The sequence below is a fragment of the Vreelandella zhaodongensis genome (assembly GCF_013415115.1).
Taxonomy (GTDB): Bacteria; Pseudomonadota; Gammaproteobacteria; order Pseudomonadales; family Halomonadaceae; genus Vreelandella; species Vreelandella zhaodongensis.
This window is the reverse complement of the sequence record NZ_JACCDD010000004.1, coordinates 289,067-310,634: the sequence shown is the minus strand read 5'-3', so window position 1 is coordinate 310,634 and position 21,568 is coordinate 289,067. Positions and strand designations below refer to the sequence as shown.

Genomic DNA, 21,568 nt, shown 5'->3' with positions numbered 1-21,568 from the left:
AACCTCAAAGTTAAATCGCCTACGGGCGTGGGCAGTTGGGGGTGCGGCCACTATTGCGCGCTTGCTCATAGCTCGCCAGAGCTTCGTCCATATTGGCTTGCAGGCCTTGAATCCGCTGGCCTTGGCTTGGGTGAGTCGACATCCACGCGGGCGGTGCGCCACCGCTGGAGGCCGCCTGCATATTTTCCCACAGGGTGACACTCTCTCGCGGATCGAAGCCTGCCTGGGCCATCAATTGCAAACCGATTAAGTCGGCTTCACTCTCATGACGACGGGAGAACGGAAGAGCAATCCCGTACTCTGCGCCCATTCCCAGCACCCCCATTAGCTGTTGGCCAGCGGGTGTTTGCATACCCGAGGCGCTTGAGATTACTGACAAGCCAAGAGAGGTTGCACTTTGAGTAGAAGCGCGTTCGTTGGCATGGCGAGCTAATACGTGACCAATCTCATGGCCTACCACGGATGCCAGTTGGTCTTGTGTTGTGGCTATATTGAGCATGCCGGTATTGACGCCCATGTAGCCACCGGGTAAGGCAAACGCATTGGGCTGCTCAGACTCAAAAACACGTATTTGCCAGTCTAGGTTTCGCTGCTCACTGGGCAGTACATCAACAATGGCGTTGGTAATACACTGAACGTAGCGGTGGCTGGCTTGATCAGCGGTAGGGATGTCTTGTTGGTATTGTGCGAAAGCCTGCTGGCCCATTTGGTTCAATTGGTCATCTGAAAGCAGTAAGAGTTGGGAGCGACCGGTGGGGGAGGTCGCACACGCTGCGATCGAGGCGCATAAAGCGGTGACAGCTAAGGGGCGGAGCCAGCGCATAGACGGTTTCCTTGTAGACGAGTAGGGAGCTTTGCACACAAGATAACCACTGTCAGTGGTAAATCAACTCTTATCATAACGCACTATGAGGACGACTATGGATGCTGAATTAAGCCAACGTTTAACGCATCTGTTAGATCATATCGACCATTGGCTGCCTACGGTGCCAACACCAGTTGATTGGGCTACCCATGTAGCGGCTATTTGGCAGCGCCACCCTTTAGGCGGACGCTTGGTGCCTGTGCCGCCTAGGGACACAATGATGCTAGACGACTTACTGGGTATTGAGCGCCAAAAACTGGCCTTGGTCGATAACACGCGTGCTTTTTTACAGGGTTTGCCTGCGAATCATGCCTTGCTGTGGGGATCCAGGGGCAGCGGAAAGTCGTCGGTGATTCGCGCGCTGCTTAACTCACTGGCGAATGACGGGCTACGTTTGATCCAGGTGGATCGCCACGATCTGAGTAGTTTACCGATGTTAGTAGAGCAGTTACGCGATACGCCGCATCGTTTTGTGGTGTATTGCGATGACCTTTCGTTTGAAGGCAATGACGACGCGTACAAGGCGCTAAAAAGCGTGTTAGACGGCGCCTTGACGGGGCCGCCGGAAAACGTCTTGTTGTATGCCACTTCCAATCGTCGTCATTTATTGCCGGAATCCATGGATGACAATAGCGGTACGCGTCTCGTGGGTGAAGAGCTACATCACGGTGACGCTGTTGAAGAGAGAATCTCATTGTCGGATCGTTTCGGCTTATGGTTGGGTTTTCACCCTTTCAGCCAAGCGACTTACTTAGAGGTCTGTGAGCATTGGGTTGCTCGCATTGGTGATAAGCAAGATTGGAGTGACGCTGCACGAGCAGAAGCCGTTCGATTTGCAACGCTAAGAGGCGGGCGCAGCGGCCGGACGGCTTGGCAGTTTGCGGCCCAGTGGGTGGGCCGCAAACGGCTGCATGAGGGAGTTACCTAGCAAGCGTTCAACGCACAGGGGTTAGCTGGCCATCGGCACCTACGTTCAGGCGAATGGTCGGCGTTAAAAGCCCCGCTGGCAGTGTCATGCCTAGGCCGCGCAAGTCGCCTGGGGTAATTGCTAGTTGGCTGCCTGGTGGAAGCTCGCCCTGGGTGGCTAGCTGGCTGGCGAGTTCTAGCATTGGCATCATACGCTGGGTGTCGGTAGTGAGAAGGTCAAATGCAACGGGAAGGCGTAATGTTGAGTCCTTTCCTGATGTGAGCGTGACGTCCTCTTGGTATTGGCCCTGGACTGGGTCGATACCTGGCATATCTAACATCCAGCGGAACCCTGACATTTCAACAGCGGGCATGCCGATGGGTAAGCCCAGCCCCATCGCGAGTGTCGCCTGGACGGGTAAACTGCCTGCGCCAAGACTAGACGCAAGCAGGCTGGTTAGGTCGCGGGTATCCAGCCCCGCCTGCACACTGTAGGGGCCAATACGGACGTCTTCGATGCCTAACGATGTTACCGCCAATCGAAAAGCAAACAAGCCTGTTTGGGGTAGTGCAAGGCAGCCTGTCAGCAAACTGGCCAACAACAATAGAGCCAAGCCGCGCCCGCGGTTAAGAGCGTAGTGCATGCAGATCCCTCCTAAGAAGGGCAAAGGGTAAGAGTGGTGACGGCCGAAAAGCGCGGCTATTTGGGAGTGAACGGCAGTATTTGTCAATAAGCTTGTTGAATGAAATTTGGTGCTCGTACCGCTGATGGTAAATTAATCCGGTATTTAAGGTGGCAAGCTGCATCATTATGGTATAGAAATCATGGTGTGTATAAGCCTTGGTTGATGAGCAATGTTGCGCCTAGGATCTAGAGCCAGCTTAGCTCCTTCCTTGTGTCAGCGTGGATTTACCCACTAAATTGTGCTCATGGACGGGCAGTCTTCTAAGAGAGGCAACGCCATGGGTCAACTGCCCCCCGAGCAATATGGGCTCTACAAGACGCTTCTGGAGTCGACAAAAGCAATTCCCTGGAAGCTGAATTGGATCACAAAAGAGTTTGAATATATTGGTCCCCAAATAGAGGCGCTTCTCGGTTGGCGCCAGGATAGCTGGAAGACTGCACAGGACTGGATAGATCGTATACACCGCGATGAGCGCGAAGACACCGCCAACCTTTGTATTACTCAATCAGACTGTGGCATTGATCATGAAGCGGATTACCGTGCTTTAACCGCTAGCGGTGGTTATGTTTGGGTGCGTGATGTAGTGCATGTTATCCGTGAAGATGGCGTTACAACTGCCTTGGTAGGGTTTATTTTTGATATTTCTGAGCGTAAGAAGATGGAAGACGTCTTGTTACGCCTGAATAAGCAACTGGCAGCGCTCTCCTTTCATGACGGCTTAACCGGTATTGCAAATCGCCGTATGTATGATCGTTCGATCCAAGTTGCCTGGGCTCAAGCGCAAAACAACCGAACCCCCTTGTCGTTGGCGATCTTGGATGTTGATCACTTTAAACATTACAACGATAAAAATGGCCATGCGGCGGGAGATGAGTGCTTATGCCAAGTGGCGAATGCGCTCAATAACTGTGCGGCGATGCGCCCCACCGATATGATTGCACGTTATGGTGGCGAGGAGTTTGTATTAATACTGCCAAATACTGGACCCGAGGAAGCGGTAGATATCGCAGAAACTTTTCGGCGTTTGGTTGCTAACCAGCGGATCCCTCATCCGGGTGTTGGTGTGGCGGATGTTGTTACGGTAAGTGTTGGTTTAAACACGATTATTCCAGGAGAAGAGGATAGTTTGCAGGCTTTCTTCGAAGTGGCTGATAGAATGCTTTATCGAGCAAAAAGCAACGGACGAAACCGAGTTGAGTGCGCGGGGTCGAAGCGAATATTTGCTATTAATTGATGTGTTGATATAAAAAACGCCTGCTGGCATCTGCTAGCAGGCGTTTTATTAAGGCGATGGAAAAAGGGGATTAACGTCGGCTTTTACGCGCCTCTTTGGTGCGATTCAGCTCACGTTTTTTGGCTTTCTCTTTGTCGCTTGCCCCCGCCATATGATCAAACGGATTGTTGCCAGAGCGGAATTCAAAGCGCATTGGCGTACCGCGCACTTTTAACACTTTACGAAACGTGTTGGTTAAGTAACGGCGATAGGCTTCTGGCAGTGATTCAGTCTGGTTACCATGAACGACAATGATAGGGGGGTTGCTGCCACCTTGGTGTGCCATGCGCAACTTGATCCGCCGACCGTTAACCATGGGGGGCGGGTGTTGACTGACCGCATCTTGAAGCAGCGTGGTCAGGCGGTTGGTTGACCAGTGGGCGTTAGCCGCATCGAAAGCCCGCTCAATAGAAGGGTAAAGATCACCCACCGCAGTACCATGCAGCGCTGAGATAAAATGCATCTCTGCGTAGTCGGCGAAGCCCAGGCGTCGCTTGATCTCGGAGCGCATCTTCTCTTTCGCTTCGCTTTCCAAACCGTCCCACTTATTGATGGCCAGTACCAGTGCCCGGCCGGTGGTGAGCACGTAGTCCAGTAGGTGCATGTCTTGCTCTACCAAACCGTTGCGTGCATCTAGCACCATGACGGCCACGTGGCACTCTTTAATGGCGTCGAGGGTTTTGATGATGGAGAACTTCTCCGCGATCTCACTCACATTCTTACGGCGCCGAACGCCTGCAGTATCAACTAATACATAGGGCTTGCCACGGCGTTCAAAAGGAATTTCGATGGCATCGCGGGTGGTGCCAGCCTCATCAAATACAACAACACGTTCTTCGCCTAGTAGCCGGTTAACCAGCGTGGATTTACCTACATTGGGGCGGCCAATGACGCCGATACGAATACCCTTGCTGCCTGTGTCAGCAGGGATGCTGGCGTCACGCTCGGGGAAGGGCGCTAGCACCGTGTCAATCAGTAGCGATACATTGCGGCCATGTGCGGCAGCAATGGGCCAAGGGTCGCCCAGTCCTAAACGCCAAAAGTCGGCCATCGCCGAGTGCTCTTCTAGCCCATCAGTTTTGTTCACCACGAGCCAGGTTTTTTTCTGGTTAACCCGAAGATGGTTAGCAATCGCCTCATCAGCGACGTTCAGTCCTGCGCGAGCATCTACTAGGAACAGTACAATATCAGCCTCATCAATCGCTGCCAGAGATTGTTCGGCCATTGCGGCATCAATGCCTTCTTCATCACCACTGATGCCGCCGGTATCAATGACGGTATACGTCTTGCCGCCCAGCATGCCATTACCGTATTTACGGTCACGGGTTAGGCCGGGAAAATCCGCCACAAGCGCATCACGAGAGCGGGTGAGGCGGTTAAACAGCGTCGATTTGCCAACATTGGGCCGACCGACTAAAGCAATGACGGGTGTCATGGAGTTACTTCCAGGGTTTCCAGGCGACCATTGTTAGCCTGAACATGAATGGTGCTGCCTTCAGTGACAGGTCGCACGCTGACGCCCGACCGATGCACTTGGGTGCGTCCTACCAGGTTCCCTTCACGGGCATCCAGCAGGTGAACGTAGCCCTCAAAATCACCGACAACTAGGCGGCCGTTGGCAAATGCTGGTGCAGTTAACCAGCGATCTTCCATATCATCATTTCGCCAGACTTCCTGACCGTTGTCGGCATTTAACGCCACAATATGACTATTATGGGTGACGACAAACAGCAGGTCTCCTACGATAATAGGGGTATGGCGACTGGAAAGGTTCGCTTCCCAAAGAACGCCGCCTCGCGTGGCTTCCAGTGCAACGACGTTGCCGTTATAGCTGGTGACAAACAGCCGCCCATCAGGAGTGACCACAGGTTGACCAGCTAAATCTACCAAGCGGTCAACGTCGCTACGTCCGCGTGGGGTGGCGATCTGCTGCTCCCACAGGGGTTGACCATTGCGATTGTCTAAGGTGGCTAGCCGACCATTGGCGAAGCCCACAAAGCTAACGGGATCGATAACCATGGGGGTGCCTGTGCCCCGCAGTGTCAATGATGGCTGCGAGGTGGTATAGGCCCATATCTCTTCGCCACTAGAACGGTCTAGGGCAGTCACTTGGCCGTCTACGCTTTGCACAAGCAGCAATTGCTGGTTGGCTTGTGGAGCTGCCAGTACCTCACTGGAAACGCGTGAGCGCCAAGCAATGTTACCATTACGCTGATCAAGGGCGATGACTTCACCGTTACGTGTGCCTAGGTACACGTGACCAGCAATCGCATTTAGGGCACTTGAAACGGGGGTGTCTAGCTTGACTTCCCATTCGCGTTCGCCGTTGTCAGCGTTAAACGCTGCGACAAGGCCGCTAGCATCTGCAGCAAAGAGCGTGTCACCTTCACGAGCTGGCGAAATAGGGTAACGTGCGCGGCCGAGTCCATCGCCGACGTTTCTGCGCCATACACTATTAAGCGAAGATGTTTCTTCAAAGCTGCGAAGCTCTTTTGGAGTGTACGCAGGCTCGCCTTTGCTAGCGCAGCCCGCCAACAGTGCCAGGGCCATTGCCCCCAGCGTGGTGCGAACGAAGCGCTTTGAAAATAGCGGTTTAGAAGGGCTAGTCGTCATCACTGTATCGTCTCCTCGGCGCCGAGATCATCAAGCTTGAACTGCACGCCGTAAAGCGGCTGATTGTGGGTCTGGGCCAGCTCTAGTGCGGTTTGCCAAGCGTCTCGTGCTTGTTCAGTTTGGCCAAGACTCGCATAGGCATCGCCGCGCACGTTGGCTTGTTGGGCTGCTAGAGCGCTGATAATAGGCTGGTCTAGCAGGTTAAGCGCTGCATCGGGGTTGCCGTTAGCGATTTCAATGCGTGCCAAGCGCAGCCACGCAAGGCTGCGCACATAGCGGCGAGATGAGTCGTTAGCTACGCGCTCAAGGGCGCTTTTCGCATCATCAAGATTGCCCTGTTGAACGGCGAGGCGAGCATCTAGCAATGTCGCTAACTCAGCATAGAGCGTTTTGCCATGTTCATCGGTAATCTCGCTAACTAGCTCACGGGCGCTGGCTAACTGATCTTCCGTCAAGGCGTTACCTGCAGTTAGGTTAACTAACTGCTGATAACGCACAGAGGCAGCTTCTGCTTGGCCTTCTTGATAGTTCTGCCAAGCATTCCAGCCAAATACCCCCGCCGCGGCAAGAACAACTCCTGCTATAAGAGAGGTTCCGTTCTCTTTCCACCAGCGTTTGACGACTTCCAGTTGCTCTTCTTCGCTTCTAAGATCCGCCACGGGCGGCCTCCTGTTCTTGAGCGCAGCCGTTAAGGCGGCTGGCAAGTGTTCGTTAAGATTAGTGGGACACTAGGTCTTTCAGTTGGTTGGCGAGCTCAGCTTGAGGCACCCGTTGCTGTTCGCGCTCATCACGCAAAAACTTAAGCGTGACTGTCTGTTCTGCTATTTCGTCTTCACCCAGTAAGATGGCGACGGACGCTGCACTTTTATCGGCTTTTTTCATGCGGCTTTTGAAGCTGCCTCCACCGCAGTGCAATTGCAGCCTAAGCGTAGGTAGTTCGCTACGCAGTGTTTCAGCCAGGGTAAGAGCCGTCACCGTGACGCTTTCATCCATCGGTAAAAGGTATACATCACAGCCGCCAAGCGCTTCATCCGGCACTAGATCAAGCGTTTCAAGCAGCAGTACCAAGCGCTCTATGCCCATGGCAAAGCCTACCGCTGGGGTGGTCTTGCCGCCTAGTTGCTCAACTAAACCATCATAGCGGCCGCCAGCACAGACAGTGCCTTGGCTACCCAGTGCAGTTGTGGTCCACTCGAATACTGTGCGGCAGTAGTAATCAAGGCCCCGTACCAAACGCGGGTTGATCACGTAGCCAATGCCTGACGCATCCAGCATTGCTTTGAGTTGCTCGAAATGCGTCCGCGACTCCTCATCCAGATGATCCATCAATTGCGGCGCGTTATTGAGCATGTCCGCCATCGCTGGATTCTTCGAGTCTAGGATACGCAGTGGGTTGCTGATGAGACGACGTTTGGAGTCCTCATCAAGTACATCTTGATGCTGTTCGAAATAGGCGACTAACTTATCGCGATAGGCCGCACGTGCTTCTGCAGATCCCAGTGAGTTGATCTCAAGCGTTACGTGCGCTGACAGGCCCAGCTCTTGCCAGAGACGAGCAGATAGCAGAATAACTTCGGCATCAATATCGGGGCCTTCAAAACCGAAAGTTTCCACGCCAACTTGATGGAACTGGCGGTAACGACCTTTTTGAGGGCGCTCATGGCGGAACATGGGGCCCTGATACCATAGCCGCTGGGTTTGGTTATGCAGCAAGCCATGTTCCATCGCTGCTCTAACGCAGCTGGCAGTGCCTTCTGGGCGTAGTGTCAGGCTGTCACCGTTGCGATCATCAAACGTGTACATCTCTTTTTCGACGATATCGGTGACTTCACCGATAGAGCGGGCAAATAGAGCCGTTTGTTCAACAATAGGGGTGCGGATTTCATCGAATCCGTAACGCTGCATTAACTGACGTACTTTGGCTTCAAAAAATTGCCAGCGAGGGCTCTCGCTGGGCAATAGATCATTCATACCACGGATAGCTTGAATTTTTTTAGCGGCGGACTTGCTCAATGAAAACTCCTTGTATGGGAGACAGCACAGGTAGCGGAAAATAACGTTATACCCAACTTCCAGGCTGTGTATCTCTTGCTCGACGTTAAACGCTGCGAGCAATCATATCGTCTTGCTGCTGCTGTTTTTGACGCACTTTATCGCGGATCAGTTTTTCTAAATCATCCACGAGATGATCGTTGCGCAGCTTGCTAGCAGGCTTGCCATCGATATACACCAAATTGGCCGGTGAGCCGCCGGTAAGGCCGATATCAGTCTCTTTCGCTTCGCCTGGGCCATTAACCACACAGCCAATTACAGAAACATCCAGGGGCGTCATGACGTCTTCTAGCCGCTCCTCAAGCTGATTCATGGTGCTAATAACGTCAAAATTCTGCCGCGAACAACTGGGGCAGGCAATAAAGTTAATTCCTTTAGCCCGCAGTCGTAAGCTTTTGAGCATATCAAAGCCAACTTTAATCTCTTCTACCGGATCGGCCGCTAGCGATACACGGATCGTGTCGCCGATGCCGTCCATCAGCAGCATGCCAAGGCCAATCGATGATTTGACCGTGCCGGAGCGCAGGCCGCCTGCTTCGGTAATGCCCAGGTGTAGCGGCTGCTCAATACGGGTCGCTAGGTCACGGTAGGCCGCCACTGCCATAAATACATCTGAAGCTTTTACACTGACTTTAAATTCTTGAAAGTCGAGGCGGTCTAGGTAGTCGATATGACGCATGGCCGACTCCACTAACGCTGCGGGGGTGGGCTCGCCATACTTTTTCTGTAGATCTTTTTCCAAAGACCCTGCATTGACACCAATACGAATCGGTATGCCGTTATCGCGGGCAGCGCTAACCACCGCGCGTACTCTGTCTTCACGACCAATGTTGCCTGGGTTGATGCGTAGGCAGTCAACACCAAGTTCAGCAACGCGTAGCGCAATTTTGTAATCGAAATGAATATCCGCGACTAGTGGAACGTCGACACGCTGTTTGATTTTGCCGAAGCTTTCAGCCGCGTCCATATCGGGTACCGAAACGCGCACAATATCCGCCCCGGCTTTTTCCAACTGCTGAATTTGCGCTACAGTCGCGTCAACATCCAGCGTGTTGGTATTGGTCATGCTTTGTACGGCAATAGGTGCATCGCCACCCACGGCCACGTTGCCAACGTGAATCTGGCGGGATGGGCGGCGCTTGATCGGGGAAGGGGCGTGCATAGGGTGGGTCACTCTCCCAAGGTAAAGCGGGCAACATTGTTGGCACCAGCGCGCTGGCGAAGATTGATAGTTTCGCCTTGATAGCGCAGCTCAACACCTGTGGAGTTGCCAATAGTTAAACGAAAAGGTGGTTCGCCCTCAACACTGGCAGTGGTGCCGGGCGTCTGCAGGCCAACGAATACCCGCTGGTTGTTGGCATCAAAGATCTCTGTCCAAGATTGCTCGTTAAATGTTAGCTCAAGGAGGTTCGGATTTGCTGCGGGCTCTGCGTCCGCTACCTCTTCTTCCGAGTCGGCCTGTGCTGAGGTGTCTGCCGTGGCGGTTGCAGTACTTTCCGTTGCCTCTTCAGTTGAAGTAACGGGGTCAATGTCGGCCGAATCAGTGGCAACAATAGCATCACTGACAGTGCTTTCCACCGTTTCCTCCGGCTCTTCCGAGGTGCTGCTAGGAAGCTGAGGTGTGGAAACAAGCGCTTGGTCAGGTGCTGTCGTTGGTGGGGCGGATGGTGACGTAGTAAGGTCGTTTTCCTCCTCTAGGGTCGATGTGCTGCCCATGCTGGGGGGTTCGCTGCCACCACGGCTTTGCCACCACATCACCGTTACCGCAATTAAACCAATGATTACTAAAAGCGTCACGAGTTTGAAGAGCCATGCGCCAATGCGCGAGGGCGGCCTCGTGATCGAGACAGGCGTGACTCTACGGTCTGTCTCTGTATTGCCATGGCTGGCTTGGTAGGCGTCTAGAACCAAGCGATCATCCATCCCTAGGTATCTTGCGTAGGCGCGCAAATAGCCACGGCGATAAGCCGCAACCGGGATCTCATCGTAGTTGTTTTGTTCCAGTCCATCCACGACAGCCGGGCGCAGGTTGAGTGCTCGTGCAGCATCGCTGAGCGGAACTCCTAGAGCTTCGCGTTGGCGTGAAAGCAACTCACCTGGTGTGGCTGTTGAGCTAGTAGTGACATTATCGTGTGACTGTGTATCGCTCATGGCTGAGCATCCTTCAATAATTAGGTGATCAGGGCACTATTAGTCAATATTCAATAAACGCTGGTAGTTCGCTGCTGCAGCATGGTCGCCGCGTGCGTGGGCGATATCGACCGCCATTTCCAGCGCCACTGGGTCTTGCCCAGCCAGTTGCAAATAGCTTTGCAACGGCTCCCAGGCTTGACCGTAATTACCCTGTGAAACTTCAAGTTCGGCTAACAGTAAATATCCGCGCGGGCCACGTGGATCAATACTCACTGCGCGCTGTAAGCGTTTGCGCGCTTCTTCAATCTTGTCGACTGCCAAATAACACTGCCCTAGATTCGTAAATAATTGGGCACGGTTAGTATATTGGGCATCCTGAGATGCGGTTTCCAACTGCTCACAAGCGGCATTGTAATGCCCCTGTTGATATAAAAACGCCGCGTAATTATTGCGCGCGCGTGTGAAAGAGGGAGCTGATTGAACTGCCTGTTGAAAATACTGACGGGCAAGCTCATTTTCGCTCTGCTGTTGATAGACCAGCGCAAGCGCCTGAAGTGCCTCGGCATTGCGAGAATCAATTTCAAGCGCACGCTCAAGCGCGCTTAGTGCGCGAACAAGGTTGCCTCGTTCGAGATAGGCAACACCTAGCTGAGTGTATGCATCTGCAGCCTCGTGATTGGCCTGATTGGGCGCACTGCCTGATGTGGCACAGCCGGCGAGCAACATGCTGCTTAAAAGCACTACTGACAGCATGGGCACCCTGGACGGGTAAAAGCGCCTGCGGTGACCGGTCATGTACACCCTCTTCAAGTATCCAGCTAACGAACTGCCATTTGGCGACTTTAAAACGTGTCCATCAAAGCGCTGTGTTCGATGGAAGTCAAGACAAGGACGTTTTAGTCCGCATCAAGTTGTACGGACTGTATATAGCGAGCACTTCGTTTAGTGCGGTCTTTAACACGACCGACCAACTGACCACAGGCAGCATCGATGTCTTCACCCCGTGTGACACGGACAGTGGCGTTGTAACCCAGGTCGTATAACCACTGTTGAAAGCGCATCACTTGGTTACGTGAAGGCTTTTCATAGCCTGAGTTAGGAAATGGGTTGAACGGTATGAGGTTAATTTTGCAGGGCAGTTCTTTTAACAGCGCCGCCAGTTGCTCGGCATGCTCCTGCTGATCATTCACGTCTCGAATCAACGTGTACTCAATAGTGACTTGGCGGTTATCCGGGCATTTGGACAAATAACGGTGGCATGCATCGAGTAACGCGCGAATATTATATTTACGATTAATCGGCACCAGTTCGTTGCGCAGCTCATCGGTAGAGGCATGCAACGAAATGGCCAAGCTAACGTCAATTTCGTCGCCCAGTTTGTCGATCATTGGTACCACGCCTGATGTAGAAAGCGTGACGCGGCGTTTGGAGAGCCCATAGCCATTATCGTCAAGCATCAGTTTCATCGCGGGTACAACGTTGTCAAAATTGAGCAATGGTTCGCCCATGCCCATCATGACGACGTTGGTCACTGGGCGGTTGGCGGTGTCCCGGCGCGGACCGACACTGCGCTGAGCTACCCATACCTGGCCAATGATTTCGGCGGCGGTCAGGTTACGTTGGAAGCCTTGCTTACCTGTCGAACAGAAGCTGCAATCTAACGAGCAACCTACCTGGGAGGAGACGCATAGCGTCCGGCGCTTGCCATTTTCAGCAGGGATGAGCACCGTTTCCACGTAACTACCATCTTCTACTTCCAAGACCCACTTGCGTGTGCCATCGCTGGAAGTGCCTTCATAGACAACGCCAGGGCCACGAATCTCTGCCACCGTCGCTAGCTTTTCCCTCAGCGGCTTAGATAGGTTGGTCATCGAGGCAAAGTCATCGCTACCTTCTTGATGAATCCACTTCATCACCTGGGCAGCACGAAACTTCTTTTCGCCAATCGATAAAAAGAAGGCTTCCATCTGCTCGCGGGACATACCAAGCAGGTTCTGGCGCTCTGGCGCAGTGGCGGCGTCAGATGAACTGTCGGTCGACGAGAGAGAAGCGGGCATATGTTGAGCTACGGTGGTGGTCATGGTGGTCAGCGTTCAGTGCAAAGGCGGGGGCGTAGCCCCCGCGAAAATGGCCGGCAACGGATGTTGAATCGGCGGCACGCTTGGCTTAGCGCGGGCAAATTTCGTCGTTACCGAAGAAGTAGCTAATTTCGCGCGCAGCGCTTTCTGCAGAATCAGAGCCATGGACAGCGTTGGCGTCGATTGTTTCCGCAAAGTCGGCGCGAATTGTGCCCGGAGCAGCTTCTTTCGGGTTGGTAGCACCCATTAGCTCGCGGTTTTTAGCAATCGCACCTTCGCCTTCCAGTACTTGTACAACAACCGGGCCAGAGGTCATAAAGCCGACCAAGTCTTTAAAGAAGGGACGCTCTTTATGCTCGGCGTAAAAACCGCCTGCTTTTTCTTCAGAAAGATGAACCATCTTAGCGGCTACGACGTTCAGGCCAGCTTTTTCAAAGCGAGCGATGATGTCGCCAATCGCATTTTTAGCGACGGCGTCAGGCTTAATAATAGAAAGAGTACGTTCAGTTGCCATGGTGAAATCTCCTTAAAAGGCGTAAAGCAGAAGTGCCGCCCCGGGAGGCCGAGGCGGCGCAGGAAAAATGAGTCGGCAGGATCTTAATGTCACTGGTTGCCGAGTGGTCGCGATTATAGCGCCTCAAGGTGGGGATGAATACCGGTGATGAAGCGCTAGGCACTTAGACCGTGAAGCTTTCGCCACAGCCACACTGATCCTTGACGTTTGGGTTGTTAAAGCGGAAAAAACGATTGAGCCCTTCGCTCACATAGTCCACTTCGCTGCCGTTGAGTACCTCTAGCGCGTCGGGAGCCACGTAAACACTGGCCCCGTGCTCTTCAAAACGTACTTCGTCGTCGCGAACATCATCAGCAAAGTCGAGTACGTAACTGTAGCCAGAGCACCCGCTAGGTTTTACAGAAACACGCAGGCCAAGCCCCTGACCACGTTCGTCAAGAACGTGACGAATTTGCTGCGCAGCAGCAGGCGTAATATTGAGAGTTGCCATATGGGCGTCCTCCTTCCAGAAGTCTGTCGGTTGATTCTCTAATGAGGCATCAACCATTTAACGCGCTGATGAGCGTAGGCCGCTCAGTGCGTGGCGTAATAATTTGAGTGCGTGATCTATATCGGCGTCTTGGGTAAAGCGCCCAAAGCTAAAACGAAGTGATGAGAGTGCCAGAGCGCGTGGTGTGCCAATTCCTAACAAAACATAGGATGGGTCAACGCTTGCTGAATTACAGGCAGACCCTGTTGAAACAGCAACGTCACGCAGCGCCATTAAAAGCGATTCGCCTTCTACGCCTTGAAACGCAAGGTTTAAAATGTTGGGTACGGCATTTTCTAAAGGTGAATTGGCGACCACGCCATCAACATCGGAAAGACCCTTTAGAAACCGCTCACGCAGCTGAGCAATATGTACTTGATCATCTTCATGCTGCTGTTGCATCAGTGCAAAGGCTTCACCCATGCCGGCAATTTGGTGGGTGGGCAGTGTGCCAGAGCGCATGCCACGCTCATGGCCGCCTCCATGAATCAGCGCTTCTAGGCGTATATCAGGATGGCGTTTGACGTAAAGCGCACCGACCCCTTTGGGGCCGTAAGCCTTATGACCAGACAATGACATCAAGTCAATCTGCTGCGCCACCACATCTAGTGGAATGCGACCAACGGCTTGGGCCGCATCGCTATGAAAAATGGCACCAAACTCATGGGCAACCTCTGCTAGCGCGGCAATATCATTAATGCTACCCAATTCATTATTAACCGCCATTAATGACACGAGCGCGGTGTCGTCCCGCATGGCTGCGCGCAGCTGTTCAGGTGTTGTGCGACCATCTCGGTCCGGCGTTAACCACGTTACCTCAAAGCCCTCATTTTCTAGGGCGTTGGCGGTATCAATAATCGCTTTATGCTCAATGGTTGACGTCACTAAGTGCATGCCGCGCTCACGGTTGGCACGCATATAGCCAATCAACGCTAGGTTGTTAGCCTCTGTGGCACCGCTGGTCCAAACGATTTCACGCGGGTCAGCACCAATCATATCCGCTACCTGACGACGCGCCTGCTCTACCACCTGCTCTGCTTGCCAACCTAGCATATGACTGCGCGAGGCGGGATTAGCAAACAGCTGGTCAACGGTTAAGTAGCGCTGCATGACGTCAGCCACACGTCTATCTACCGGCGTGGTGGAGGCGTAGTCCAAATAAATTGGCAGCGAAGAGGGTGGAGTCATCGTCATAGGTTCCAACGTGCGGTGAAAGCCGTTAAGGAGAAGAGGCGAGAATGCCTGCTTCCGTGCGCTGCTTTTGCCGAGAAGCAATGCGCATAACATCAGGTCGTTGCATTAGTTGTGCAAGGCTGGTGTCGTCAAGAAAGTTGCGAATCTGCCCCGACAACTCGCACCACAAGTGGTGAGTTAAACACGTGTCGCCCTGCTGGCAGTCAGACAGTCCTTGGCAGCGTGTTGCATCTACCGTTTCGTCAACAGCGTCAATCACTTGGGAAACGCTAATGGCATCAGGCGATTTGGCTAGCAAATAGCCGCCGCCAGGGCCGCGCACACTGCTAACAAGGCCTGCGCGGCGTAGGCGGGCAAACAGTTGCTCAAGGTAAGAGAGTGAGATTTCCTGGCGCTGGGAAATATCCCCCAGGCTGGTAGGCCCTTGGGGGCTATTGATCGCCAAATCGAGCATGGCGGTAACCGCGTAACGGCCTTTCGTAGTCAAGCGCATGGCAGGCACCTCGACGCTGAACCTTCAGCGCACTTACGGCAAATGTAATGCCATTATGGAAATCCTGAGTGCTTTGGTCAACTATTGCGCGTTGTTGTATCTGCTGCGGTCGTTTTGGGGGGGCTGTCTTGGCTCTCGCGCCCCAGTCCTGGGCAGCCCGTTTCATGTTCGTCGAGAATGTCGGCGAAGTCTTCATCGCGAAGAGCCGGCAGTTGTCCGTCGCGATAGTTGGCATCAAGCTTGCGCAGTGTTGAGCACATGCGCTCAATGCGCTCATCCACTGCGTGCATGTGGTCAAGCATCGCCTGCATCGAGCGTGCCATGGGGTCGGGCATATCCTGGCTGACTCCGTAAGCGTCAAAACCGAACTTCTGGCAGATAGCCTCTCGGCGGGCAGGGTCGATATCGAGTGCTTCTTCAATATCGGGGTCAGCACGTTTAACGATTTTGCCAGGAATTCCCACCACCGTCGCGCCGGGAGGAACCTCCTTTGTCACCACCGCGTTGGAGCCAACTTTTGCCCCAGCGCCAACGGTAAACGGACCCAAAATCTTAGCGCCTGCACCAACAATCACGCCATCTTCCAGGGTAGGGTGGCGTTTGCCTTTATTCCAACTAGTCCCCCCCAGGGTAACGCCCTGATACAGCGTCACGTCATTGCCAACCAGTGCTGTTTCGCCAATCACTACGCCCATGCCATGGTCGATAAAGAAACGACGACCAATGGTAGCACCTGGGTGAATTTCGATGCCGGTGAGCCAGCGGGAAAATGTCGATAACGTACGCGCTAGCCACTTGAGGTTTTTCTTCCATAGCCAGTGTCCGCAGCGATGCAGCAGCAGGGCGTGCAGGCCAGGGTAGTTGGTCAGCACCTCAAGAAAGTTACGTGCCGCAGGGTCGCGGTCGAATACGCTATTAATGTCTTCACGCAGGCGTTGAAACATGGGTGATCCTTGGGCGTTAAAGGGCGGCAGTCATGGATGCTCTGGGTATCGAATTCTATGGAATATCGTTAGTGCGAAGCGGTTGTTAAGAAGGCGATGTTGGGGCGCATGAGCGTGACTTCAAGTTTAGGCCATTGCCGCTCAACCGGCATGCCAAGCTATGGCTGCCGTTGGTCCGCTGCTTTTTCCGTTGCCGAAAGAATGCCGCGCAGTATGTTCATTTCCATTTTCTCAGGACGTGCGCGCAAGTAAAGGCGGCGAAGTCGTGCCATCAACTGGCGTGGCTGAGCAGGGTCATGGAACTCAATGGCAATTAAAGCGCGCTCCAGATGTTCAAAGTAGCGCTCTAGCTCGACGTGGGTTGCCAGCGCATCATCGCCTTCTTCTTGTGCGGTGCTGGCGGTATCCTCTTGGCTAAGCCATGCCATACGGCACTCATACGCGATAACCTGAACGGCGGCGGCTAGGTTTAGCGAGCTAAAGTCCGCATTGGTGGGAATATGTACGTGGGCGTGACAACGCTGCAGCTCGGCATTGGTCAAGCCACTGTCCTCACGGCCAAATACCAGGGCTACGCGTGCATTTTGGGGCTGGCATTCGCTGGGCAGTCGTTCGGCTAACTCACGTGGGGAAATTATCGGCCAGGGCAATGTGCGCGAGCGGGCACTGGCGCCCACGGCCAGCGTGCAGTCAGCAACGGCGTCTTCAAGGGTAGGGTGAACCGTTGCCTGATGAAGCAGGTGATCGGCTCCCGAGGCGCGGGAGATACTGTCTTGGGTAATCACTTCGCAGCGAGGGGCCACCAGGGCTAAATCGGCCAGACCCATGTTGTGCATGGCGCGGGCGACGCCGCCAATGTTGCCAGGATGACTGGTGCCAATAAGAACAATACGAATGCGCTCAAGCATAATGGGCTCGGTAATCAAGTGCGGAAAACGCGCAGTTTAGCATGAGTCGATGGCATGCCCGAGGGGGCTCTGTTAGAATTGCCCGCCAAAGCAGTGTCCTGCCACTGCCTCCGTTCTTTAACATCACTGTGACAAGGCCCGATCATGAACCCTATGGTCCAATTTACGCTGCGCGCTGCGCGTGGCGCTGTTGAACACTTTTTACGTGTGCGTGAGCGCATTGAGAATGCTCACGATGAATTTAACCTCGACCGCCTGCTAGAAGATACCGCTCGCAAGGCAGAGGCCACTATTGTTCAGCAGCTGCAGCGTGGTTATCCCCTGCACGGTTTCAGCGGCCGCTATACGCCCCATAAAGCGGGCGAAGGCGAAGGTGCTGATATTGTCTGGAAAATTGAACCAATGCACGGCTATTCAAATTTAGCAGTGGCAGGTAAAGGCTTTGCTCTCTCAGTGGTGTGTCTCGTGAAAGGTCGCCCTGAACACGCAGTGGTGCTCTCGCCGTTTGGTGATGACGAATATATCGCCAGCCGTGGTCGCGGTGCCCAACACAACGATAAACGCATGCGTGTTAGCAAGCCGACAGCAATTTCAGGTACGCGAATGGCCATGAGCCTTCCGGAAACCTGGCTGCGCCCAAACCACTTGCCGGCTTATCTGACCATTACTCAACAGTTAGCCCCCCAAGTAGAAGCCATGTTGGCGTCAGGCAGCGGCTTGCTGGATATTTGCGAGCTGGCCTGTGGTCGTGTGGACAGTGCTTTTGTCCTGGGCCTTGAAGAGCAGGACATGCAGGTGGGAACGCTATTACTGAAAGAAGCGGGTGCATTGATGGGCACGCCTGATGGCAAGCCGACAGTGAATGCTGAGGGGCAGCTAATGGCTGCGGGCCCGCGTCTTTACAAAGCCTTGATTAAACAATTGGCACCGCATTTTTAAGCGTTAAACATGATGTAAGTAAAAAGCCCTGCTGGTGTTTCACCAGCAGGGCTTTTTGTTGTGTGCCAACCAACGTTTGGCGCGACAGATCCACTGTTTAAGGCAGTTCTTCTTCCTCTTCGTCCACTTCTTTTTTAGTGGGGATGAGGTCTTCTCGAGATAGCTTGAGCGGAAGTAGTAGCGCACCCGATATATAAATCGAGGAGAAGGTGCCCACGAGAACGCCAATCAGCAGCGCGATGGCGAAGTTCTGGATCATATCGCCACCCAGAAGCAGTAACGCAAGCAGTACAAGTATCGTCGTACCAGAGGTCGCTAACGTACGAGATAGCGTCGCGTTGATCGCTTCATTAAAGATTTGCGGCATATCATCGATACGCGAGGTGCGGATGGCTTCACGGATACGGTCGTAAACGACGATTGTATCGTTGAGTGAGTAGCCAATCACCGCGAGGATGGCGGCGAGTACGGTGAGGTTAAAGTCGAGCTGGAACAGTGCAAAAATGCCCACGACGATGATTACGTCATGTAGCAAAGCAAGCAGTGCCCCGAGTGCAAATTTGTACTGGAAGCGGAACGCTACGTAGAGCATGACCACACCCAGCGCTACCATTAAGCCCAGGCCACTTTGGTCGCGAAGCTGTTCACCTACTTGAGCACCAACGAACTCGGCGCGAACTAGGTCAACGCTAGCGCCGTCAGCGCGTAGCAGGCTGACCACTTCACCGCCTACATCGGGATCAAACGCCTGCTGTAAGCGAATAAGTACTTCTGTGGATGCTCCGAAGGTTTGGACCGACACATCTTGGAAACCGCTGGTTTCCAGTAGTTGGCGAATGGCGTCTAGTGAGGGCGCGGTACCATAGCGCACTTCAACCAGCGTGCCACCTGTGAAATCTAACCCCAGGTTGAGTTGTTGAAAAATAATCGCGCCAATCGATATTACTAGCAGCACAGCAGAGATAACGAACGCAAGGTTTCGTCGTCCCATAAAGTCGATTTGCAGTTGTGATAGGGGTTTCATTACCACCTCTTGAATTCTGGGCTAAGCACGCGGTTTAGATCCGTGCTTTTCAAATCTATGTCATTTAAAACCATGTCATTCAAATCCATGTGATCTAAATCCATAGCTTTTTGACGGGCTTGCGGCCATAAGTAAGGTTGACCATGGCACGTGTCACCAGCAGAGCGGTGAACATCGACGTCAAAATGCCAATCGAGAGCGTAACGGCAAACCCTTTCACTGGGCCGGTGCCAATCGAGAACAGAATCACCGCGACTAGCAGCGTGGTGATATTGGCATCCACAATGGACGTGAAAGCACGTTCGTAACCGGCGTAAATGGCTTGCTGGATTGATAAGCCGTTGCGCAACTCCTCACGGATACGCTCAAATATCAGTACGTTGGCATCCACCGCCATGCCCAGTGTTAGCACGATACCCGCAATGCCTGGCAGTGTAAGCGTTGCCCCTAACATCGACATAATGGCAATCAACAGCGTCAGGTTGAGTGCCAGGGCAATATTGGCAAATATGCCGAACACCTTGTAGCGCACGAGCATAAAGATCACGACTAGTAGCAAGCCGATCTGAACCGAGAGCAAGCCGCGCTCGATGTTTTCGGCACCCAGGCTTGGGCCAATGGTGCGCTCTTGCACAAAGTAGATGGGCGCGGCTAGCGAGCCGGAGCGCAGCAGTAGTGCCAGCTCGGCTGCTTCAGTGGGGGAGTCTAGCCCCGTAATGCGGAAGCTGTTGCCCAGCGCACTTTGTATCGTCGCAAGGCTAATTAGGCCGCGTTCGACGTAAGGGTCACGAACGATGGTCTCTGCGCCGGTCTCTGGGTCGACTTCAACACGGTCTTCGCTTTTATGCTCAATAAACAGCACCGCCATGTTGCGCCCAATATTGGTGCGCGTGGCGCGGTTCATTAATGTTCCCCCGGTGCCGTCCAGGTTGATATTGACTTGGGGGCGGCCGTTCTCATCAAAGCTGTGGCTGGCGCTGGATACGCTGTCGCCAGTAATGATGACATCACGCATCAGGTCAGCAGAGCGGGAAGGATCATTACGGAAAGAAAAGCGTTCGGTTTCGAGGTCGGGCGTGTCGTTACGTGCTTCTAGACGAAACTCAAGGTTGGCCGTTGCGCCGACGATACGTTTGGCGGCAACAGTGTCTTGGATGCCTGGTAGCTCAACAACGATTTGATTGGGGCCTTGGCGCTGAACCATGGGTTCGGCAACCCCGAGTTCGTCGACGCGGTTACGTAAGGTGGTTAAGTTTTGGTTAACCGCATAATCCTGGATTTCATTGATGGTTTGGTCGGTAAGCGTCATTACTAGGCTAGCGGCGCGACCATCGCCTTCATTGCTGTATTCAAAGTCAGGAAAGTCGCGATTGATTAAACGTCGTGCCGTGTCGCGGTCTTCTGAGCTGGCAAAGTCAATGGAAAGAGAGCGTTCTTCAACGGTTGTGTTGCGGTAACGGATGCGCTCGCTACGTAGCAGCTCGCGCATGGCGCTGGCGTTGACTTCTAGCCGCTGGGTAAGCGCCGCATCCATATCGACTTCCAGTAGGAAGTGGACACCGCCACGCAAATCTAGACCTAGTGTCATAGGTGAAGCGGATAAGGCTTGTAACCAACTGGGCGTCGCTTCAGCGAGGTTCAATGCGACCGTCGCTTCGTTGCCTAGTACGTCGGTGGCAACGTCTCTGGCGTTTAATTGGTCGTCGTCATTTTGCAGGCGAATAAGCCACTGGCCACCCTCGTGCTCCATCGCTCTGATTGCGATGCCATTTTCAGCGAGTGCTTCTTCGACGCGGTTTATTTGCCGTTCATCCAGCGCATTGCCTTGGGCATCGCTAATCTGGATGGCGGGATGTGCGGGGAATAGATTGGGAAGTGAATAGATCAGGCCGACTACTAAGATGACCAGTATCAGCAGATACTTCCACAGGGGGTAACGGTTGAGCATGCAAGCCCTGCCTTCAATTACAAACGGAATTGCTGCGCGCGAAAATATCGCGCACAGCAACATTCATCATCGACGCTACCATGTCACCCCTGCCGGGGTGGCTGGCACTGGAACGGCAGGGGGAGGTGCAAGCGTTAGATGGACTTAATAGTGCCCTTAGGCAGCACGGCAGCCACGGCGTTTTTCTGCACGTTAACTTCGTTGCCTTCAGATACTTCCAGGGTCAGGAATTCATCGCTGACTTTGGTGATGCGGCCAACAAGCCCGCCACCGATGACGACTTCGTCGCCTTTGGCCAAGCTAGTCACCAGCTGCTTGTGCTGCTTGGCGCGCTTTGCTTGGGGACGCCACAGCAGGAAGTAAAAAATCAGCACGAAGCCGACCAGCATGACGATTTGCGCGATGCCACCGCCGGCAGCGGCTTCTTGGGCATGGGCTGGTGAGATGAAAAAATCCAGCATTTCAGAGA

The 21,568-nt window shown here is 53.6% G+C and carries 22 protein-coding genes; 3 read left to right on the top strand and 19 right to left on the bottom strand.

Annotated features, from left to right (window positions below):
• Positions 1-19 precede the first annotated feature (19 nt).
• Positions 20-823 carry a M48 family metallopeptidase gene (locus HZS79_RS09510; protein ID WP_162218234.1) on the bottom strand — a complete coding sequence of 268 codons (804 nt, stop codon included), beginning with the start codon at positions 821-823 and terminating at the stop codon, positions 20-22.
• A gap of 97 nt (positions 824-920) precedes the next feature.
• Here HZS79_RS09510 and HZS79_RS09505 point away from each other — a divergent pair, with 97 nt between their 5' ends.
• The gene (locus HZS79_RS09505) at positions 921-1,793 is read left to right on the top strand and encodes an ATP-binding protein (protein ID WP_162218233.1); all 873 of its coding nucleotides are present in this window, start codon (positions 921-923) and stop codon (positions 1,791-1,793) included.
• A 7-nt stretch (positions 1,794-1,800) separates the two neighbouring features.
• Here HZS79_RS09505 and HZS79_RS09500 read toward each other — a convergent pair whose 3' ends face one another.
• Positions 1,801-2,415: a hypothetical protein gene (locus tag HZS79_RS09500; protein ID WP_162218232.1), complete on the bottom strand. Its 615-nt coding sequence runs from the start codon at positions 2,413-2,415 to the stop codon at positions 1,801-1,803.
• Between the two features lie 319 nt (positions 2,416-2,734).
• On the opposite strand from HZS79_RS09500, the gene HZS79_RS09495 reads away from it, so the two are divergent.
• The gene (locus HZS79_RS09495) at positions 2,735-3,691 is read left to right on the top strand and encodes a sensor domain-containing diguanylate cyclase (RefSeq protein WP_179927714.1); all 957 of its coding nucleotides are present in this window, start codon (positions 2,735-2,737) and stop codon (positions 3,689-3,691) included.
• Positions 3,692-3,761: 70 nt separating this feature from the next.
• On the opposite strand, the gene der is transcribed toward HZS79_RS09495, so the two are convergent.
• From der to trmJ, 14 genes are all read right to left on the bottom strand, one after another.
• Positions 3,762-5,165, bottom strand: a complete 1,404-nt coding sequence (gene der / locus HZS79_RS09490) for a ribosome biogenesis GTPase Der (protein ID WP_162218230.1) — start codon at positions 5,163-5,165, stop codon at positions 3,762-3,764.
• Positions 5,162-6,343 (bottom strand): outer membrane protein assembly factor BamB, encoded by a 1,182-nt coding sequence (bamB, locus tag HZS79_RS09485; RefSeq protein ID WP_179927713.1) that lies wholly within the window; start codon positions 6,341-6,343, stop codon positions 5,162-5,164. The genes der and bamB overlap by 4 nt, the downstream gene beginning before the upstream one ends.
• Positions 6,343-7,002 (bottom strand): tetratricopeptide repeat protein, encoded by a 660-nt coding sequence (locus HZS79_RS09480; protein WP_162218228.1) that lies wholly within the window; start codon positions 7,000-7,002, stop codon positions 6,343-6,345. The genes bamB and HZS79_RS09480 overlap by 1 nt, the downstream gene beginning before the upstream one ends.
• A gap of 58 nt (positions 7,003-7,060) precedes the next feature.
• On the bottom strand, positions 7,061-8,356 hold the full coding sequence (hisS, locus tag HZS79_RS09475; protein ID WP_179927712.1) for a histidine--tRNA ligase: 1,296 nt from the start codon (positions 8,354-8,356) through the stop codon (positions 7,061-7,063).
• 85 nt (positions 8,357-8,441) lie between these two features.
• Complete coding sequence (ispG, locus tag HZS79_RS09470) at positions 8,442-9,557, bottom strand: flavodoxin-dependent (E)-4-hydroxy-3-methylbut-2-enyl-diphosphate synthase (RefSeq protein WP_162218226.1); 1,116 nt, start codon at positions 9,555-9,557, stop codon at positions 8,442-8,444.
• 8 nt (positions 9,558-9,565) lie between these two features.
• Positions 9,566-10,546: a RodZ domain-containing protein gene (locus tag HZS79_RS09465; RefSeq protein ID WP_162218225.1), complete on the bottom strand. Its 981-nt coding sequence runs from the start codon at positions 10,544-10,546 to the stop codon at positions 9,566-9,568.
• Positions 10,547-10,585: 39 nt separating this feature from the next.
• Entirely contained in the window at positions 10,586-11,323 is a 738-nt protein-coding gene (pilW, locus tag HZS79_RS09460; protein WP_162218224.1) for a type IV pilus biogenesis/stability protein PilW, read from the bottom strand.
• Between the two features lie 101 nt (positions 11,324-11,424).
• Positions 11,425-12,609, bottom strand: a complete 1,185-nt coding sequence (gene rlmN, locus HZS79_RS09455) for a dual-specificity RNA methyltransferase RlmN (protein WP_179927711.1) — start codon at positions 12,607-12,609, stop codon at positions 11,425-11,427.
• 85 nt (positions 12,610-12,694) lie between these two features.
• Positions 12,695-13,120, bottom strand: a complete 426-nt coding sequence (gene ndk / locus HZS79_RS09450; RefSeq protein WP_162218222.1) for a nucleoside-diphosphate kinase — start codon at positions 13,118-13,120, stop codon at positions 12,695-12,697.
• A gap of 163 nt (positions 13,121-13,283) precedes the next feature.
• Positions 13,284-13,610: a HesB/IscA family protein gene (locus HZS79_RS09445; RefSeq protein WP_179927710.1), complete on the bottom strand. Its 327-nt coding sequence runs from the start codon at positions 13,608-13,610 to the stop codon at positions 13,284-13,286.
• Positions 13,611-13,667: 57 nt separating this feature from the next.
• Positions 13,668-14,837, bottom strand: coding sequence for an aminotransferase class V-fold PLP-dependent enzyme (locus HZS79_RS09440; RefSeq protein WP_162218242.1), 1,170 nt, complete (start codon positions 14,835-14,837; stop codon positions 13,668-13,670).
• Between the two features lie 31 nt (positions 14,838-14,868).
• Complete coding sequence (locus HZS79_RS09435; RefSeq protein ID WP_162218220.1) at positions 14,869-15,336, bottom strand: Fe-S cluster assembly transcription factor; 468 nt, start codon at positions 15,334-15,336, stop codon at positions 14,869-14,871.
• Positions 15,337-15,413: 77 nt separating this feature from the next.
• The gene (gene cysE / locus HZS79_RS09430) at positions 15,414-16,280 is read right to left on the bottom strand and encodes a serine O-acetyltransferase (protein WP_162218219.1); all 867 of its coding nucleotides are present in this window, start codon (positions 16,278-16,280) and stop codon (positions 15,414-15,416) included.
• A 158-nt stretch (positions 16,281-16,438) separates the two neighbouring features.
• Entirely contained in the window at positions 16,439-17,188 is a 750-nt protein-coding gene (gene trmJ, locus HZS79_RS09425) for a tRNA (cytosine(32)/uridine(32)-2'-O)-methyltransferase TrmJ (protein WP_179927709.1), read from the bottom strand.
• Positions 17,189-17,332: 144 nt separating this feature from the next.
• Between trmJ and HZS79_RS09420 the strand changes: the two genes are divergently transcribed.
• Complete coding sequence (locus HZS79_RS09420; protein ID WP_162218217.1) at positions 17,333-18,127, top strand: inositol monophosphatase family protein; 795 nt, start codon at positions 17,333-17,335, stop codon at positions 18,125-18,127.
• 97 nt (positions 18,128-18,224) lie between these two features.
• Here the strand turns inward: HZS79_RS09420 and secF are convergent, their stop codons facing one another.
• The 3 genes from secF to yajC all read right to left on the bottom strand — a co-directional run bounded on the left by secF (position 18,225) and on the right by yajC (position 21,560).
• A complete protein-coding gene (secF, locus tag HZS79_RS09415) occupies positions 18,225-19,151 on the bottom strand; it encodes a protein translocase subunit SecF (protein ID WP_162218216.1) in 927 nt (308 codons plus the stop codon).
• A 94-nt stretch (positions 19,152-19,245) separates the two neighbouring features.
• Complete coding sequence (gene secD, locus HZS79_RS09410) at positions 19,246-21,099, bottom strand: protein translocase subunit SecD (RefSeq protein ID WP_162218215.1); 1,854 nt, start codon at positions 21,097-21,099, stop codon at positions 19,246-19,248.
• A 134-nt stretch (positions 21,100-21,233) separates the two neighbouring features.
• Positions 21,234-21,560 carry a preprotein translocase subunit YajC gene (gene yajC, locus HZS79_RS09405; RefSeq protein WP_078088623.1) on the bottom strand — a complete coding sequence of 109 codons (327 nt, stop codon included), beginning with the start codon at positions 21,558-21,560 and terminating at the stop codon, positions 21,234-21,236.
• Positions 21,561-21,568 lie beyond the last annotated feature (8 nt).